General features: G+C 43.0%; 15 protein-coding genes and 1 pseudogene. 4 read left to right on the top strand and 12 right to left on the bottom strand.

What is annotated here, in order from left to right; genetic code table 11:
* A partial coding sequence (locus tag AB4517_RS13630) for a hypothetical protein (RefSeq protein WP_206361182.1) occupies nucleotides 1-207 on the top strand: 207 nt, incomplete at its 5' end.
* 12 nt (nucleotides 208-219) lie between these two features.
* On the opposite strand, the gene AB4517_RS13625 is transcribed toward AB4517_RS13630, so the two are convergent.
* From AB4517_RS13625 to dusA, 7 genes are all read right to left on the bottom strand, one after another.
* Complete coding sequence (locus AB4517_RS13625; RefSeq protein WP_017059954.1) at nucleotides 220-996, bottom strand: phosphoadenylyl-sulfate reductase; 777 nt, start codon at nucleotides 994-996, stop codon at nucleotides 220-222.
* Nucleotides 989-2,716 carry an assimilatory sulfite reductase (NADPH) hemoprotein subunit gene (cysI, locus tag AB4517_RS13620; RefSeq protein ID WP_017065747.1) on the bottom strand — a complete coding sequence of 576 codons (1,728 nt, stop codon included), beginning with the start codon at nucleotides 2,714-2,716 and terminating at the stop codon, nucleotides 989-991. Before cysI ends, AB4517_RS13625 begins: the two co-directional genes overlap by 8 nt.
* Nucleotides 2,716-4,581, bottom strand: a complete 1,866-nt coding sequence (locus AB4517_RS13615; protein WP_372084217.1) for an assimilatory sulfite reductase (NADPH) flavoprotein subunit — start codon at nucleotides 4,579-4,581, stop codon at nucleotides 2,716-2,718. The genes cysI and AB4517_RS13615 overlap by 1 nt, the downstream gene beginning before the upstream one ends.
* 123 nt (nucleotides 4,582-4,704) lie before the next feature.
* The gene (locus tag AB4517_RS13610; protein WP_004735813.1) at nucleotides 4,705-4,935 is read right to left on the bottom strand and encodes a hypothetical protein; all 231 of its coding nucleotides are present in this window, start codon (nucleotides 4,933-4,935) and stop codon (nucleotides 4,705-4,707) included.
* A gap of 202 nt (nucleotides 4,936-5,137) precedes the next feature.
* Complete coding sequence (locus AB4517_RS13605; RefSeq protein WP_372148487.1) at nucleotides 5,138-5,806, bottom strand: TIGR04219 family outer membrane beta-barrel protein; 669 nt, start codon at nucleotides 5,804-5,806, stop codon at nucleotides 5,138-5,140.
* Nucleotides 5,807-5,941: 135 nt separating this feature from the next.
* Complete coding sequence (pspG, locus tag AB4517_RS13600) at nucleotides 5,942-6,163, bottom strand: envelope stress response protein PspG (RefSeq protein ID WP_372052011.1); 222 nt, start codon at nucleotides 6,161-6,163, stop codon at nucleotides 5,942-5,944.
* 206 nt (nucleotides 6,164-6,369) lie between these two features.
* Nucleotides 6,370-7,374: a tRNA dihydrouridine(20/20a) synthase DusA gene (gene dusA, locus AB4517_RS13595; protein ID WP_372084221.1), complete on the bottom strand. Its 1,005-nt coding sequence runs from the start codon at nucleotides 7,372-7,374 to the stop codon at nucleotides 6,370-6,372.
* A gap of 104 nt (nucleotides 7,375-7,478) precedes the next feature.
* Here dusA and AB4517_RS13590 point away from each other — a divergent pair.
* The 3 genes and pseudogenes from AB4517_RS13590 (at nucleotide 7,479) to AB4517_RS13580 (ending at nucleotide 9,573) form a co-directional block, all read left to right on the top strand.
* Nucleotides 7,479-8,553, top strand: a pseudogene (locus AB4517_RS13590) (tyrosine-type recombinase/integrase).
* A 205-nt stretch (nucleotides 8,554-8,758) separates the two neighbouring features.
* A complete protein-coding gene (locus AB4517_RS13585) occupies nucleotides 8,759-9,049 on the top strand; it encodes a DUF1778 domain-containing protein (protein WP_086050176.1) in 291 nt (96 codons plus the stop codon).
* Entirely contained in the window at nucleotides 9,025-9,573 is a 549-nt protein-coding gene (locus tag AB4517_RS13580; protein WP_170963322.1) for a GNAT family N-acetyltransferase, read from the top strand. The genes AB4517_RS13585 and AB4517_RS13580 overlap by 25 nt, the downstream gene beginning before the upstream one ends.
* Before the next feature lie 77 nt (nucleotides 9,574-9,650).
* Here AB4517_RS13580 and AB4517_RS13575 read toward each other — a convergent pair whose 3' ends face one another.
* From AB4517_RS13575 to AB4517_RS13555, 5 genes are all read right to left on the bottom strand, one after another.
* The gene (locus AB4517_RS13575) at nucleotides 9,651-9,803 is read right to left on the bottom strand and encodes a hypothetical protein (RefSeq protein WP_372084223.1); all 153 of its coding nucleotides are present in this window, start codon (nucleotides 9,801-9,803) and stop codon (nucleotides 9,651-9,653) included.
* Nucleotides 9,803-9,934 (bottom strand): hypothetical protein, encoded by a 132-nt coding sequence (locus AB4517_RS13570; protein WP_372148486.1) that lies wholly within the window; start codon nucleotides 9,932-9,934, stop codon nucleotides 9,803-9,805. The genes AB4517_RS13575 and AB4517_RS13570 overlap by 1 nt, the downstream gene beginning before the upstream one ends.
* Before the next feature lie 85 nt (nucleotides 9,935-10,019).
* Nucleotides 10,020-12,383: a hypothetical protein gene (locus AB4517_RS13565; protein WP_372148485.1), complete on the bottom strand. Its 2,364-nt coding sequence runs from the start codon at nucleotides 12,381-12,383 to the stop codon at nucleotides 10,020-10,022.
* A gap of 43 nt (nucleotides 12,384-12,426) precedes the next feature.
* Nucleotides 12,427-13,932 carry a glycerophosphodiester phosphodiesterase gene (locus tag AB4517_RS13560; protein WP_372148484.1) on the bottom strand — a complete coding sequence of 502 codons (1,506 nt, stop codon included), beginning with the start codon at nucleotides 13,930-13,932 and terminating at the stop codon, nucleotides 12,427-12,429.
* Nucleotides 13,933-14,083: 151 nt separating this feature from the next.
* Nucleotides 14,084-15,679 (bottom strand): hypothetical protein, encoded by a 1,596-nt coding sequence (locus tag AB4517_RS13555; protein WP_136979323.1) that lies wholly within the window; start codon nucleotides 15,677-15,679, stop codon nucleotides 14,084-14,086.
* Nucleotides 15,680-15,731: the final 52 nt, after the last annotated feature.

Below are 15,731 nucleotides of genomic sequence, written 5' to 3'. Positions count from 1 at the left end.
AGGCGGCATTATAGAGATGTTCATCACATTGGCAAGTGTTTATTAAAGAAAGATGCAAAAATAACGATTACATGGCGAATAAACACTCAAAGTCTTATTTGTGCAAGTTTAACTACAGAGTACTTACAAAATAACCACAGACTTATCCACAATTGCTCTGATTTTCATCCTAGAAAACAAAAAAGCTGCCTCATGGCAGCTTTTTAAATGGCAACGAGTCTAAATCCCAGAACCATATTGCTCTCCATCATCTTCATGGAGACCACATTCGCGTTTCAACCCATTAAAACGAGTTTCCTCTTCAGTCATACCCGGTTCCCACTTCTTAGTTGTATGTGTATCTCCAACAGAAAGGTAACCCTGCTCTCGAAGCGGGTGATAACCGAGACCATGCTCTTCTAGGTAATAGTGAACATCTTTATTCGTCCAATCGATTACCGGCAAAAATTTAAACACACCATTTTGGATAGATAAGATTGGCAAATTTGCACGCGATTGAGATTGCTCTCTTCTTAAACCGGAAAACCATGTCCCAGCCTCGAGCTCATCCAACGCTCTTCTCATCGGTTCAACTTTATTAAGCTTGTTGTACTTCTCTATCCCTTCTATACCTTGATCCCAAAGTTTTCCATATTGCGCTTCTTGCCAATTAGGGCTCTGTTGGGCGCGAAAGACTTGAAGGTTTAGAGTCAACTTCTGACTTAACTCATCAATAAAGCGATAGGTCTCCGGAAATAGATACCCTGTGTCAGTCAAAATAACCGGAATATCTGGTTTTGCTTGGGTCACTAGGTGCAACATCAATGCTGCTTGGATTCCGAAACTAGAAGACACAACATGTGTCCCTTCTAAATTATCTAAAGCCCACTTAACTCTTTCTAATGCGGTTAGCTGCTCTAACTCTGCGTTGATTTGTCCAAGACGAAGTATTTGCTCCGTCTTAGTCAATGCGAGTAGCTCTGCTAACTTCAGTTTTGAAGCGACAGAATTATGCATGCAGATCCCTCTTTGAAATTATCACCTCTTCGATGATGCCAGCTCGGATTGTAAAATCACCGAACCCTTCATTGTCGTTACGTTCCGTAGCCCAACGTCCCACCAGCGAATCAATCTCTTCTAAGATCTGAGCTGAAGTGATGTTCTCTTTATACATCTTAGGGATACGAGTTCCGGCTTTGTTGCCACCTAAGTGCATGTTGTAACGCCCCGGAGCCTTGCCGACTAAACCAAGCTCAGCCAACATTGCACGACCACAACCGTTTGGACAACCTGTGATTCGAAGGATGATGTTATCTTCTTCTGGTAATCCATGTTTTTTCAGAATGTCTTCAACATCCGTTACAAACTCAGGAAGAAAGCGCTCAGCTTCTGCCATTGCTAAAGGACATGTTGGGAAAGCCACACACGCCATTGAGTTTTTACGTTGCTCTGAAACAGCATCATCCATCAAGCCATATTGACGCGCCAGTTTTTCAATCTTGGCCTTTTGACTCGTCGACACACCCGCAACAATTAGGTTTTGGTTTGCAGTCATGCGGAAGTCACCTTTGTGGATCTTCGCTATTTCAGCAACACCTGTTTTCAGAGCTTTACCCGGAAAATCAAGTAAACGACCATTCTCGATGAATAACGCCAAGTGGTGCTTACCATCAATGCCTTCCGCCCAACCAATGCGATCACCACGGCCAGTAAACTCATAAGGACGGCTTTCAGAAAATTCTACGCCTGCACGCTTTTCTACTTCTGCTTTGAATACATCAATACCAACACGGTCTAGTGTGTATTTGGTTTTTGCATTCTTACGGTTTGAACGGTTACCCCAGTCACGCTGAGTCGTTACCACCGCCGCTGCTACATCTAACGTTTTATCTAATGGCACAAAACCAAAGTCGTCAGCTTTACGTGCATAAGTAGAGGTATCACCATGTGTCATAGCAAGACCGCCACCGACTAACACATTAAAGCCCACCAGCTTTCCGTCTTCAGCAATAGCAACAAAGTTAAGATCGTTAGCATGGACGTCCACATCATTTTGCGGAGGAATGACAACCGTCGTCTTGAACTTACGCGGTAGGTAGTTGCTACCAAGGATAGGTTCTTCATCCGTTGTTTCTAGTTTTTCACCATCTAACCAGATTTCTGCATAAGCACGAGTCTTCGGTAATAGATGTTCACTGATCTTTTTCGCCCACTCGTAAGCTTCTTGATGAAGTTCAGATTCAACCGGGTTTGTCGTACATAGAACATTTCGATTTACATCACCCGCTGTCGCAATTGAATCAATGCCAATGCTATTTAGCGTTTGGTGCATCAACTTAATGTTCGGCTTCAAGACACCGTGGAACTGAAACGTTTGACGAGTTGTTAGACGAATTGAACCGTAAGAGGTACTTTCGTCTGCGAACTTATCAATCGCCAACCACTGCTTAGGGGTAATGATGCCACCAGGCATACGAGCACGAAGCATGACGTTATGTAACGGTTCGAGCTTTTGTTTGGTACGTTCGTTACGAATATCACGGTCGTCTTGTTGATACATACCGTGGAAACGAATCAACTGAAAGTTATCAGCAGTAAAGCCACCTGTTATGCGGTCTTGGAGATCTTGTTCAATCGTACCGCGTAGGTTATTACTTTCACGCTTAAGACGCTCATTGTCAGCCAAAGGTCCAAGTACTTGACCTAGCACTTCTTGCTCTATTACTTGCTTGCTCATTAGTACACATCCCTTTGGTAACGTTTCGCTTTACGTAAATCATTAATATATTGTTCAGCTTGCTCGCGGCTCTGGTTGCCATGCTTTTCCGCTATCGAAACTAACGCTTCATGAACATCTTTAGCCATTCGAGTCGCATCGCCACAGACATAGAGGTACGCGCCCTCTTGCAGCCATTGCCACACCTGCTCTGCTTGTTCGATTAAACGGTCCTGAACATAAACCTTTTCTTTTTGGTCACGGCTAAAGGCAACATCGAGCTTAGTTAGCGCGCCAGACTTGAGGTACTTTTGCCATTCAACTTGGTATAAGAAATCTTGAGTAAAGGTACGGTCACCAAAGAACAACCAGCTTTTTCCTTCAGCATCATTGTTTTCACGCTCTTGAACAAAACTGCGGAACGGTGCGATACCGGTACCCGGGCCGACCATGATGATTGGTGTATTGTCGTCTTGTGGTAATTTGAAGTTATTGTTGTTCTCAACAAACACCTTCACTTCACCACCCTCTTCAAGACGTTGAGCTAAGAAGCTAGAAGCTCCGCCTAAACGAGACTCTTCGCCTTTTTGGTATTCAACCAAACCAACCGTCAAGTGAACTTCTTCATCTACTTCTGCTTGGCTTGATGCAATAGAATAGAGACGCGGTGTCAGCTTACGTAACAGGCCAATTAACTCATCAGCCGATAGCTTAGTTTTCTTCTCAGCTAAAACATCGACAACTTGAGTATTACCCGCGTATTCACGAAGCTTGTCTTTATCTTCCACCAGCTTGATTAACTTCTTGCTGCCCGATAACTCAGCAAACTTAGTCACAAGTTGAGGGTTTGAAGTGGTAATCTCAAATTTACTCACTAGCGCACTATGGATAGATAGATTCTCACCATCGACATCGACACTTTCGATACCCGATAACCCAACCTTAGAAAGAATCTGATTTGCGAGTTCTGAACTGTTTTCATACCATACGCCTAGCGCATCGCCGGGTTGGTAGGTAATGCCCGACTCATCAAGATCAATCTCGATATGACGAACATCTTTGCCCGAATCACGACCGGTGATCTTTTGGCTCGTCAATAGTGTCGCGGTGTATGGGTTTTGTTTGGTGTATTGCGAATGACCGGCGGCCGCTTGACCGACTGGTAATTGAACCACATCGGCTTCAGTGCCTGTCGATAGCGTCTCTTTTACTTGCTCTAATGCTTTAGCGCGCCATTCCGTTGCTGATTCTTCGTAATCAACATCACAATCAAGACGGTCGACAAACGATTTAGCACCAAGCTTAGCGAGGAAGTTATCGAAGTCTTTAGCCGTTTGGCAGAAGAACTCATAGCTTGAGTCACCTAAACCAATCACACCGTATTGTAGGTTTGATAATTTTGGCGCTTTCTTCGATTGTAGGAATTCATGCAACTCAATAGCGTTATCAGGGGCTTCGCCCTCACCATTGGTTGAAGCCACAAAAATGACGTGTGTCTCTTTGGCTAGGTTCTTACCTTTATAATCACTTGCATCGAAAAGCTCGACAGCAATACCTAAGGCTTTTGCTTCTTCCTCTAGCGATTCAGCGACGCCTTTCGCATTACCGGTTTGAGAAGCGAAGATAATGCTGAGCTTACCCGCTGGCTTAGCCGCTACTGCAGCGGCCGCTTGAGCGATTGGCGCAGCAGCACCGACAGGCTGAGCTTGGCTCACTCCCCAAAGGTAACCACTGACCCATGCCAGTTGTTGTGAAGACAGTTCAGAAACAGTTTGCTGAAGATGACCCAATTGTTGGTCATTAAGTGGTGCTGCTAGCCCAGGTAACTCATTAGCCCCAGACTGTGCATTATTATTTTGTGAAGACTCTTTCTTATTTAAAGACATGGTCACGACATCCCTAATCATTGCGTGACGATAGATTAACCACTCCTTTTAATAACAAGAAAGAATAGAAAAGTATGTTTTATAACTTTTTGGAAGTAAAAACCGATTGAAACGTAAATTGTCTTACTGGTTTTCAATGCGTACTTGCTGAAAGCCAACCGCCATTGCCGACTTAGATGCCAAGTCTAAATCCGCGTAATGACATTCTTCACCATGAACATCAGTAAGCAGAACGAAGCCACCACCCATATGACGAAACTCCACAACCCAAGACCCTTCTTGAATTGAGGGCTCTATGATGGCTTCAACTAACAGGTTTTCTCTATATAAATTTCTCAATTCATTGAGTGTCATATTCCATCCCTTGCTTTGACCTCACTACATAGACCTTATAAGAATAGACGCAAATTGGCTCTCTGTATTAAGGATGGTCGAAAGTGATGAATGTGCTAACTAATTCCAGAAAGATATATACTCAAGTAACCAATAGATATAAAAAAACGCCACTTAATAAAGTGGCGTTCTTAAAATTCGTTCTAAATTTGCTTTATATGGCCTAGAAGCGCACTTCAGCACCAGCAAACCAACCATCGACCATGACAAAGCTCTTGCCTAGTTCTGAGCTAAAGAACTCATCCGAATCTAAATCGATAACACGGTAACCACCACGCAGGGCAATTTCAGATTCTGATACAGGGATTCGGTACTGAACACCCGCCATCAAATCCGTGCTCTTAATACCACTGCTATCACCGAACTCCATCGTACCGATGATATCGAAATTGGTGTCAGGAACGTTGATCTCTGCGTTGCCGTAGAAGCTCCAAGTGAATTCATCAAAGCTTGTTTGAGTACCACCCGTTTTCGGTTCGATATAATTCGAGTTTGAATACTGAGTAAACGTCACACCCGCATCGAAGTTCATCAGCTTGTGATCTAACAACGTGTAATAGAAGGTGTAATCGTACTTATCGAAAGCCAATGAATCTGCATCAACAGAAATATAGCGAAAGCTAGCGTTTGGTAGCATCGGGGCATTATGCTCAAATGCGAAATACAACGAAGGTGAGTTAGAGTCATCATCTTGTCTAACTTCGTTTAGCTTTGTACTTCCCCACCACATATCGGCACCGACTTTAGCCGTGTAAGAAAACTCTTCTTCAGCAGACACTGCCGAGCTTAAAGATAGCATTCCCACTAAAGCAATTAATGGCATTTTATTCATTTGAGATAGCTCCAATTCCATATCGTTGTGCTAATTGTATGCACATTCATAGATTATTGGGGAAAATTCTATCACACATCTTAAATTCTCAAATGATAAACCGCTGACGATCAAAGATTTGACGACACCATGACCTTAGTAACGTCTTTGGTTAGAACTGTGTACAAAGTTTTTGAAAAACCACACACCGATTGCAATCACGATCAACCAAGGCAGTAACTTAAACACGGCCCCCATCATACCTAAGACCAACATGACTAATAACGCCACTCCGGTTGCAGCCAATACCGTCATAAACGTAATACCAGTGACAAGTAGAGTCGCAACGAAAATAAGAACAAAGATTAATTCAAACATAATGGTCTCCCTAATGAGTTAATGACCTATCTTTCCTACTTTCTAACATTGCAGCTTCCATACCAAGTATGCCAACCCTATAAAATCCTTATTTATCAGATAAATAAAAAGCCACACATCTTCATGCGTGGCTTTTCGGAAACTTATAGTGGTAAATTTAACCTCTAGTGGCGAATTTAACCTTAAGTTTTTAACTTAGAGGGAGCTTAAACATTTAGCTCTTTAGGGATCTTAGCCAATGCTGTTTGCATCACTTCAATACCTGCACCTTTCTTATGTGCGTTTTCACTGATGTAGCGACGCCATTGTCTTGCACCAGGCATGCTTTGAAACAAACCAAGCATGTGACGAGAGATGTGACCTAAGCTTGCACCATTTGAAAGTTCACGCTCGATGTACGGGTACATCTCTTCGACAACCTGTGAGCGCTTCTTAATTAGTGTGTCTAAACCAAAGATCTGTTGATCAACTTCAGCCAAAATAAATGGGCTATGGTAAGCCTCACGACCAATCATCACACCATCAAGGTGTTGCAAGTGCTCCTTAGTTTGCTCAAGAGTCGTAATGCCACCATTCACGGCAATCACCAGATCAGAGAAATCTTTCTTGATTTGGTATGCACGATCGTAATCTAGCGGTGGGATCTCACGGTTCTCTTTCGGGCTAAGGCCACTCAACCACGCTTTACGCGCGTGAATAGTAAATTGCTCACAGCCACCTTTTTCAGAAACCGTCGAAACAAACTTAGTTAGAAACTCATAAGAGTCTTGGTCATCGATACCGATACGCGTTTTCACGGTAATTGGAATATCAGTGACTTCTTTCATCGCTGAAACACAATCTGCCACCAACTCGGGCTCAGCCATCAAGCATGCACCAAATCGACCATTCTGAACTCGGTCTGAAGGACAACCTACGTTAAGATTTACTTCATCGTAACCGCGCTCACCAGCAAGCTTGGCACAAGCAGCAAGATCAACCGGGTTTGAACCACCGAGTTGAAGTGCAAGAGGATGTTCTTGCTCGTTATATTCTAGGAAGTCGCCCTTACCATGTAAGATCGCGCCCGTTGTTACCATTTCCGTGTACAGAAGAGTCTGCTGAGAAAGCAAACGGTGAAAGTAACGACAGTGGCGGTCAGTCCAATCGAGCATGGGTGCAACAGAAAGTCGGTTACTAGCGTATTTACTGGTTTTATTAGTGTTTGTCATGATTCAGTCTCAATTAATACTGTACAAACATACAGTGAATTACCTAGAATTAAACGGAATTACTTCCTGTAGTACCCCTCAAGTACCCCTTTAGGAGTTGGACAATGGCAAGTTATACCATCGAGACCAGAAAGCTAAAAAGCGGTGAACCAAGGTTCAAGGTAACAATCATCGTTAAAAAGAATTCGCGCATTATACACAGGGAAAGCAAAACTCTAAAAAAGAAAGCACTCGCTAAAGCTTTCGGTAAAAAAAGGGTAGCTGAACTAGAGGCTCAAGGGGTACTCAATCAGCCAAAAACAGTCCCCCTTTCGGTACTCCTCGATTTGTTCATGGCAGAACGAGATCTCTGGGACAATACAGGCCGAACAAAACGCTACGTTATTAAAATGCTTAGGGATTGCGACATCGCCCAAGTTGAGAGTAATCAACTACGAACTAGCGACTTAATCGAGCACTGTAAAAATAGAAGAGGCGCAGGAGCCAAACCCGCAACGATTTATCATGATATTGCTTACCTACGTTCTGTAATGAAAAAGTCTAAGCCTGTCTTCAACATCGACACCAATCACCAGATATTTGATGAAGCCGTCCCTGTTCTGATTGATATGGGGTTAGTCGGTAAGAGTCAGAAACGAACACGTCGCCCAACTTCTGAAGAACTGAAACTCTTAAAGCTTGGATTAGAGCAACGCGAGTCTTTTAGGCCAAACGGCACAACTCGAATTCCATTCACCGATATTCTTGAGTTCAGCATTCTCACTTGTATGCGAATAGGTGAAGTCTGCAAGCTGCGTTGGGAAGACCTCAACCAAGAACATAAAACGATACTCGTCAGAGACAGAAAAGACCCAAGGAAGAAAGAAGGCAATCACATGATAGTGCCGTTGCTTGGTGAATCATTTGAGATCGCACTAAAGCAACCAAATAAAGGTGAGCTTATTTTCCCGTATAACTCACGAAGTGTTAGCGCAGGCTTTTCAGCGTGTAAGGAACGAATTAGGTATTGAGGATTTGAGGTATCACGACTTGCGAAGAGAAGGAGCAAGCCGTTTGTTTGAAAAGGGCTACTCAATTGAGGAAGTCGCTCAAGTTACTGGGCATAGGAACTTGAACATTTTATGGCAGGTTTACACTCAGCTGTTTCCGCATAAATTACATACAAAACATCTAAAGTAAGGTTGATTTCACTTTGTTATCTTACGGTAAAATAACGTACAAATTAGTTGACTTTTTATCCTATGCAGACGAGAATCCATTTTGTACGGAGAGTGACCGTACAAAATTTTATTCATAAAATAGTTAACCAAATAGATAATATTCCATTTAGGTATATACATATAGTTGGAGTTTCCGCTGCGCGTTAAGGCGCAAGGAGTAAAAGATGAGTGCATTAAAAAAAGAGAGAGTTGAATTTCGCCTATCTGAAAGTGAAAAAAGCGCTTTAGAAGAAGCAGCGCTACTTTCAAATACTACAGTTAGTAAATTTGTATCAGAAACAACAGTAGCTAGAGCTCAAGAAGTTATTAGCGAGAGAAAAAGGTTACAAATACAAGCAAAGCAATGGGATTCTGTCATGGAAGCGTTAGAAAATCCTGCAGACCCTACAGAGCTGATGCAAGAAATTATCGGAATGTCATTGGAGGAAACTTGGACGGTAAAGATCAAAAATTAGAAGTCGAACGCTTTGATCCTGAAGCAACGTATGATTTTACGCAATTTGATTGTGGTGTGTGTTCGTTAAATGAATATTTAACGAAGAACTTAGCTAAAGAACACGAACGAAGGGTTTCAATCCCACACCTATGTGTCACACAAGGTGAAGAAGGACAACCGAAAAGAGTTGTCGGTTATTTCACTTTAGCTAGCAGTTCGTTTGAAAAGAAACACATATCAAACAAAGAAAGACGTAAATTCCCCTATAGTTCAGTTCCTTGCATACTGCTAAGTAAAATAGCAGTATGTAAGTCTGTTCAAGGGCAGGGTCTAGGCAAGTGGCTTCTTGGTCGAGCAATCCGTCAAGCATTCCTTTCCTCAAGAGATGTAGGTGTATACGCATTATTTCTTCATGCCAGAGAAGGGCGAGAAGAGTTCTATATAAAAGCGGGGATGATCCGCTCAAAAGAACAACCTAATATGTTTATCTACTCTTTGAAGCAATATGAGAACAGTTTGAAGAAAAAACTGCTAAATTCATAAGCTTAACTAACTTCTCAGATAAGCGACCTATAATAAGGTCGCTTTTTCATGCTTGTAATCATGTTGAAGTTCAAACTTTATTTTGTTCTTTCAAGCCGAATTAATCTCTCATCCATCTTTTCCATCATCAGGCGCAGCCACTTCACATCTGTTTTGAGTGTGATACCTACACCTACACCGCTAGATAAGGCACTGACCACAGCGATTATTAGTGTTTGATACTCAGCCATTACTTGAACTCATTGCGTAGGGTTTCCCATAGGCCAAATACTATTGGAGCACTTGCGCCAATAATGCCACCGAATTGAACACCGTCTGCCGATACGCTAGCGGTGATAAGTTCAGGGTGAGCAGCTACCAAAGCAGCTCCCGCGCCAAGTAACGCTAAACCCTTTTTAGTGGAAGGAGCAGATCATTTTCTTCTGTTCACTTTCTATGACGCGGACTTAAATAACCAACTTTTCAAGTTCGATTCGGTGAGAGGCTTTTCCTTTACTGTGCTTTACCCATAAACGCTTTGGTTGGTATCCATTGGCACGGACCTCAACATCATAATTACCCTCTGGCAATCGCATACCGGCTTGGTACCTAGGCTTAATATTCATTATTCGAACCTTAAAACCCGGTTGGTTCTGTGCATTTGAATTGATGTACATAGGAAACTCCGTTTGGGCTTCATTATTGTTTTTAGCTGAACTCACCGGTTCGCTCTCAGCACGCTGAGTTAAATAACGAGCAAAAACACCATCCAACTCCGCTACCGAATGCTCCAAAGAGGCAGAAAACCCATCAGTAATACGCATACTTTTGTCTATTTGAGCGCCAAGTGGATGAATCAACGGTTGAGTATGTATCACCCAACGAACGGCATAAGAAGCCGACGGAGATAGTGTGTCACTGACTTGCTCTAAGAAAAAGCCAATCGTTGAGTCCGTTTGAGTGTACTTGGATGAAAATACATTCACAGGCACAACAAGAATAACGAATATGACGATAAACGAGCTGCCTATATTCAGAGCCTTGCTCTTCAAGTTCGGTGCTGGCCGTGGTTTATGGTAATTCATCAACAGGATAAATTTTCCTGGCAGCTTAAACACCGTTAGGACAACGAGAAATAGCGATAGTCCCATTGATATTGGCGGCACAATGATAGAACGCAATGCCGCTTTGCCTTGTTCAGCATAAGGGCCATCATCAGCAAACTGAGCGCGTGACGCCTCAATATAACCTAGCCAATAATCTCTCTCACGCCTCACATTTGGAACAATAACCTGTTGGTAAAATTGCTTATTATTCCACGTCGCCATCATGGGCTCGACGTAATAACGTTCGCCCATACGATTCTTTATTTGTTGCTGAACTTCGGCTACTTTTTGAAAATAATTCCAAGATAAGTTCGGTTCAATGTCGTAACCCCGCTGCTTTGCTTCGGCATGCCAACGAGCTTTGGTGTCCTTCATAACTTTGTTTCTGACTGCATTTTTAAACACGCTAATTTGGTTTATTTGCCAATTGGAGTCTAAATGGATCCCCTTTCGATGAACTTGAGTACGAACCTTACTTGCTGTTGTAGAGTGGGAGCGAAACGCCGACATAGAGTCGATTCCCATAGGATAACCGGTCTCTTTTAAGAACTGTTTTTGCCACACTGCCAGTATTCGAGGTGTGTAATGAGCGACACTATTGGTATACGTTTTATCTTGAATGGCTTCTCCAGCTTGCCCTGTCGCCTGCTCAATACCGGCTTGGATAACTGATAAGCCTAGAGAACCGAATGCTTCCCCCCAAGATGTTTCACCTTTCGTTCGTCGAAAGGTTTTCTCTAACCAATAATCCATCGGTTGGTGGGGAATCGAGTTATCTTTTAATAAGCGTTCATAGCGGTCTTCAATGCGGCTGATACAATTGGCTCTTGAGCTTCCTTTGCGTTTATAACAGCGTTCTTTATCATCAAATAGGTCAAAAATAGGTTGTGCAACTCTTTGTGCTCTCGCCTCTGCTCTCGTTAAATAGGCCTTACTCGCCTGTTGATAATCACGATACCCCGTCGCGACGGTCGACTCGACCTCTTCCCACGCTTGATTGGCCTTTTGATGGCGAGACTCTACCGCCTGATTATACGTCCCAACATGTTCTTGATATTGATGCCACGATTGCTGAACTTCACTCCGTAATACTTTATAGTTCGCATAGTGCTCATCGAAATTGGCGTTTGCTCGATTTTGAATATAACGATCCAAAATTTGAACTTTCTTATCATCAATATGGCTTAAGAATGCATCATTGCTGTAAACCAACCCACCGATCAAAGCGAGAAAAGTCATCTCTGACGACTCGGTACTCGCCTCTGAGTTATAAGGGATCCCTTCGATATTAATCGCATTCATCGCTAAACTTGATCGCAGTACAGAGGAAAAGAAAGCCTCCTGTCTCTGCTTTGCACTACTCGGTTCAATCAACCATTTATCTATGACCGCCTTTTGACCAAAAAAAACCGTTGGCCAAACCAAAGCTGTAATCACGACCAACGATGAAATAGCGCGAAACTTCGTCGTGGTAAGCCATCCTTTAAGTAGAAAATCCGCAACAATTAAAGTCACCCCGATCCCTGAGATGGTTCGGCCAAATAGCTCCGTTTTATGTAATTGAGCATCACTGACATCGATTCCACCCGCAATTTCAACCAACTTGGCGTTGAAAGCGACTTCAGGAAAAAGATAAACTAGTGAACAACAAAACAACAAAACAGCCAACCATTTCGGCCTCTTATTCTTTGTGGTTATTACGTCCTGGCTAGGAACTGGTTTCATCTTAACGCTTCCATAATTTGTCTATCCCTGTTCTCTTCAAACATCATTTTTCTGTCGGCATCGAAATGCTGATCGCATCGTTACTTAAATTTAAATCTTCATCTTGAATTTCAAACAGCACTGCTGGCTTCGTGCTTTGCGTTGTTTGCGTTCTTTTTTTCACACCTTCCACGCTAGCAGGCTTGGAATATGACACACTCCTAATGAGACCTAGGTTAGTGATGTAATGGCCATCTTTGAGGTAATCAATTTGTTCATAGAGTCGGTGAAAATCAGCGTCATTGGGTAGGCCAGCAACGGTTTCGCCTGCTAACGTTGTGGGTTGGTAGCCATTTGATTGAACGACAAGCTGTGGAGCAAGCTGCTGACAAATAGAGAACTTACTGGTATCCATGATCGCCTCATCTGGCAGAGGTCGACCTGCCTTAGCTAACGAGACCAATTGCTCTTGGTGGTAATCCGTTCCGTTAATCGTATAAGTCACCACCTTCATGCCTTGCGCTTTCGCACGGCTATAAATTGTCGCGTATTGTCGGTAACTTCTTATATCAACATGTAATCCACTATTGGGACCAAGTATTCGTTTTACCGTTTTAGCGGAATGTTTGGGCTTATGCTTACGATAACGCCCCTCCATAGCAAAGGCGCGATCGATATTCTTTTTATTTTCCTGATAATAATCATCAGATTTCATCCCTCGCTTTGCATCTTTTTTAAATTTAGCAACCGACGTTGAATGCGCTTCCCACACATACCCAAGATAAACACTTGGATTGATTTCCCGCATTTTTTTCAGAACGTCCATATCCATTGATGAATAAAAATAGTTTCTATAGGGGAGACTTTGTCTGGCCATTTCGTCGAGTTTAAACAAATCTTCCATGGAGCCATCTGATGTTTTTATTTCAATATTAAGGGGTTGTTCAATCGTTGCGTAATGGTACCAATCATTCACGGCTTCATTGAAATAAGCGGGACGATACCCATCTAATGTTCCGTCAGGGCTCCTTCCACTCAGAGAGTTCCACTCACTACTCTTCATACGACTCACGCGATATCGCTTACCATCGCTACGAGCGGTTGCTCTTCCTGTTTCTATGTCGTGATGTACAACCCAATCTTTATCACGCGTCAGCATCACATCAATTTCTGCTCCATCAAAACCACTTACCGCCGCCATTTGAATCGCATTACGAGAGTTTTCAGCATAATTAGAGCTGCCACGGTGGGCGATAACATCAATAGGGCACTGTCCTTTGATGTAAGAGATATCCCCTCCCATGGTTTGATAAAGATTGCGCGATTTTAACGCCAACTGCATATCACGAAACATTTCTCGCCCCTCTGCCGAGTTATGATTCGAGATTAGTTTTGCATCTGCAGGTAATCCAAGCCCTCGCTCCAAGGTTGGTTGCGATTGTGCTGATGTCACTTTATCGGTAGATGAACATCCCTGAATAAGAGCAATAAGGCTAACGACTATCGCTCCGTGACTAATTTGAGACAAGCGAAGCATGGTATATCGCTCCTTAATTAAATATAAATGCATCGGTGCTAAGGGCTCTGCATGTTTTCAGAACATTGCATGTCATTGCAGGAATCCAAGAGACCGAGTGAAAGAAAGATATCGACGCATAAAGAGAAGACAAGGCTTCTCTTTATGCGTCTGAATGGAAGTGAGAACTAACTAAACTAATTAACTAACTTAGCCAACCAAGCCACTGGTCTTTCTGCTCGATGGCTTTGAAGCGGACATTTTTCACATTATCAACAAACCTTTGACGCTGCTCTTGGTTGGCTTTTTGCGCTTCATACCCTCGTCCCCATAGGAACAAACTAAATACCACAGGAGCTGCGACAACAGCCCCTGGCAAACTGCTTAATGCAATTCCACCAGCAGCTAATAATGACCAAATGGATAGACCTGCCGTAATACCAGTACGAGAGTAACGACTAATACATTCGTTATCCCAAATGCGATCTTTAGTTAGATTGTAATAAAGCTGTTGGAATTCTTTTTGCTCCTTTCCAAGGTCGACTTGAGTTATCCCTATTAGCACAACGTCACCCACATCGGTTTCACTCAATTGGTTTTGAGTCGGTACGTAAGGGAACTCCTCACCATCTGAATTTCTTAAAAGCAGGAAACCATTGATCTCTGAACGGCGATGTTGTGTTTCAGATACAAGCCGACTTTCTTTGTAGCTTTTCCCATACGCATTGGTATACGTTGTTGTCTCATACTGTCGATCGACCCACTCTTTTACATTCGATTCAAGCTCACGAACCACAACGATACCAATGTAGTAATCACCTTTTAGTTGACCTTGTTTTTTAGGGCCGACACCAAACTCATGAGTATAGTCTTGATTCTCAACAACTAAGTGAGGTGAGACATGTTGTTCCACTAGATCTTTTACCTGACCAGAAGGCGATGCTTTCGGTGTTATCACAACATGTTCAGAGAGGGGGGCTTCTAAACTGAGATTGGAAGAGTCACTTGCTTCGATATGCTCCACTCTGGTGGCGCTACCACATTGTGGACAGTAAATGAGACCCGCGTTGTGGCGGGACTGACATTGGTCACAGAAATGATCGTCAGGATGATGAGGACGTCGTAAATTGGTGGCGTTCAGCTGAACTCGGTCACATTGCAAAATTCGATCAAAATAATCAACCTCATGACGATAAAATGACATCTCACTCTGATGGCGTTTCGCATCGTGACGCACACTAGAAAAAGCATGATAAAAACAAATAAGAGCGGCAATAGCAGCCCAAACTTGCCACATCACCGAAAAGTCAAAATAGGTCGCCACTCCCCAACCAATCCCGACAAGAACGGCACTGCCAAATAAGCCATCAATCATCGATTCAACAAAACCGACTTTAGGCGAAGGGGGGCTGTATGGGCATTCACTGTACTGCTGCCCTTGCTCTCCGTGCGCAACAAGAGCTGGAGCAAGGTGATCATTAGTCACTTCCGTCTGTGCACTACCTTTTTGTACGTCGTATGTACTAACCCAAGCACTAGAGCGAAATACCGTAATGACATCACCTCGGTTGATGTTGTCATGTATTGCATCTTCTGAGTAAATGCTGACCTGTTTCTGCTCGACACCATTGTCTAATGTTATCCACCACAAGCCTATTTCAGTGATTTCTTTCTGAGTTCGTTTTTCCCGCTTATATCTAAGCGTATCAACCACAAACCCTGTAAACACCTCAGAGCTAGGCAAGTCTTCCTTTAGATTAACGAAATCACTGTTCACCTCATCACACTGAAGGATTTTCATGCTTTCTTGATGGTGATGCCCACAATGTGGACAATATTGATCTTTAAAATAC

The sequence above is a fragment of the Vibrio sp. 10N.222.52.C3 genome, assembly GCF_041474195.1.
In the GTDB taxonomy this organism is placed as follows: Bacteria; Pseudomonadota; Gammaproteobacteria; order Enterobacterales; family Vibrionaceae; genus Vibrio; species Vibrio crassostreae_C.
This window is presented reverse-complemented; position numbering and strand designations above follow the sequence as displayed.

Coding starts and splice junctions, on each gene's coding strand:
- AB4517_RS13625 (WP_017059954.1), bottom strand. CDS start 996: ATGCATAATTCTGTCGCTTCAAAACTGAAGTTAGCAGAGCTACTCGCA.
- cysI (WP_017065747.1), bottom strand. CDS start 2,716: ATGAGCAAGCAAGTAATAGAGCAAGAAGTGCTAGGTCAAGTACTTGGA.
- AB4517_RS13615 (WP_372084217.1), bottom strand. CDS start 4,581: ATGTCTTTAAATAAGAAAGAGTCTTCACAAAATAATAATGCACAGTCT.
- AB4517_RS13610 (WP_004735813.1), bottom strand. CDS start 4,935: ATGACACTCAATGAATTGAGAAATTTATATAGAGAAAACCTGTTAGTT.
- AB4517_RS13605 (WP_372148487.1), bottom strand. CDS start 5,806: ATGAATAAAATGCCATTAATTGCTTTAGTGGGAATGCTATCTTTAAGC.
- pspG (WP_372052011.1), bottom strand. CDS start 6,163: ATGTTTGAATTAATCTTTGTTCTTATTTTCGTTGCGACTCTACTTGTC.
- dusA (WP_372084221.1), bottom strand. CDS start 7,374: ATGACAAACACTAATAAAACCAGTAAATACGCTAGTAACCGACTTTCT.
- AB4517_RS13585 (WP_086050176.1), top strand. CDS start 8,759: ATGAGTGCATTAAAAAAAGAGAGAGTTGAATTTCGCCTATCTGAAAGT.
- AB4517_RS13575 (WP_372084223.1), bottom strand. CDS start 9,803: ATGGCTGAGTATCAAACACTAATAATCGCTGTGGTCAGTGCCTTATCT.
- AB4517_RS13565 (WP_372148485.1), bottom strand. CDS start 12,383: ATGAAACCAGTTCCTAGCCAGGACGTAATAACCACAAAGAATAAGAGG.
- AB4517_RS13560 (WP_372148484.1), bottom strand. CDS start 13,932: ATGCATTTATATTTAATTAAGGAGCGATATACCATGCTTCGCTTGTCT.
- AB4517_RS13555 (WP_136979323.1), bottom strand. CDS start 15,679: ATGAAAATCCTTCAGTGTGATGAGGTGAACAGTGATTTCGTTAATCTA.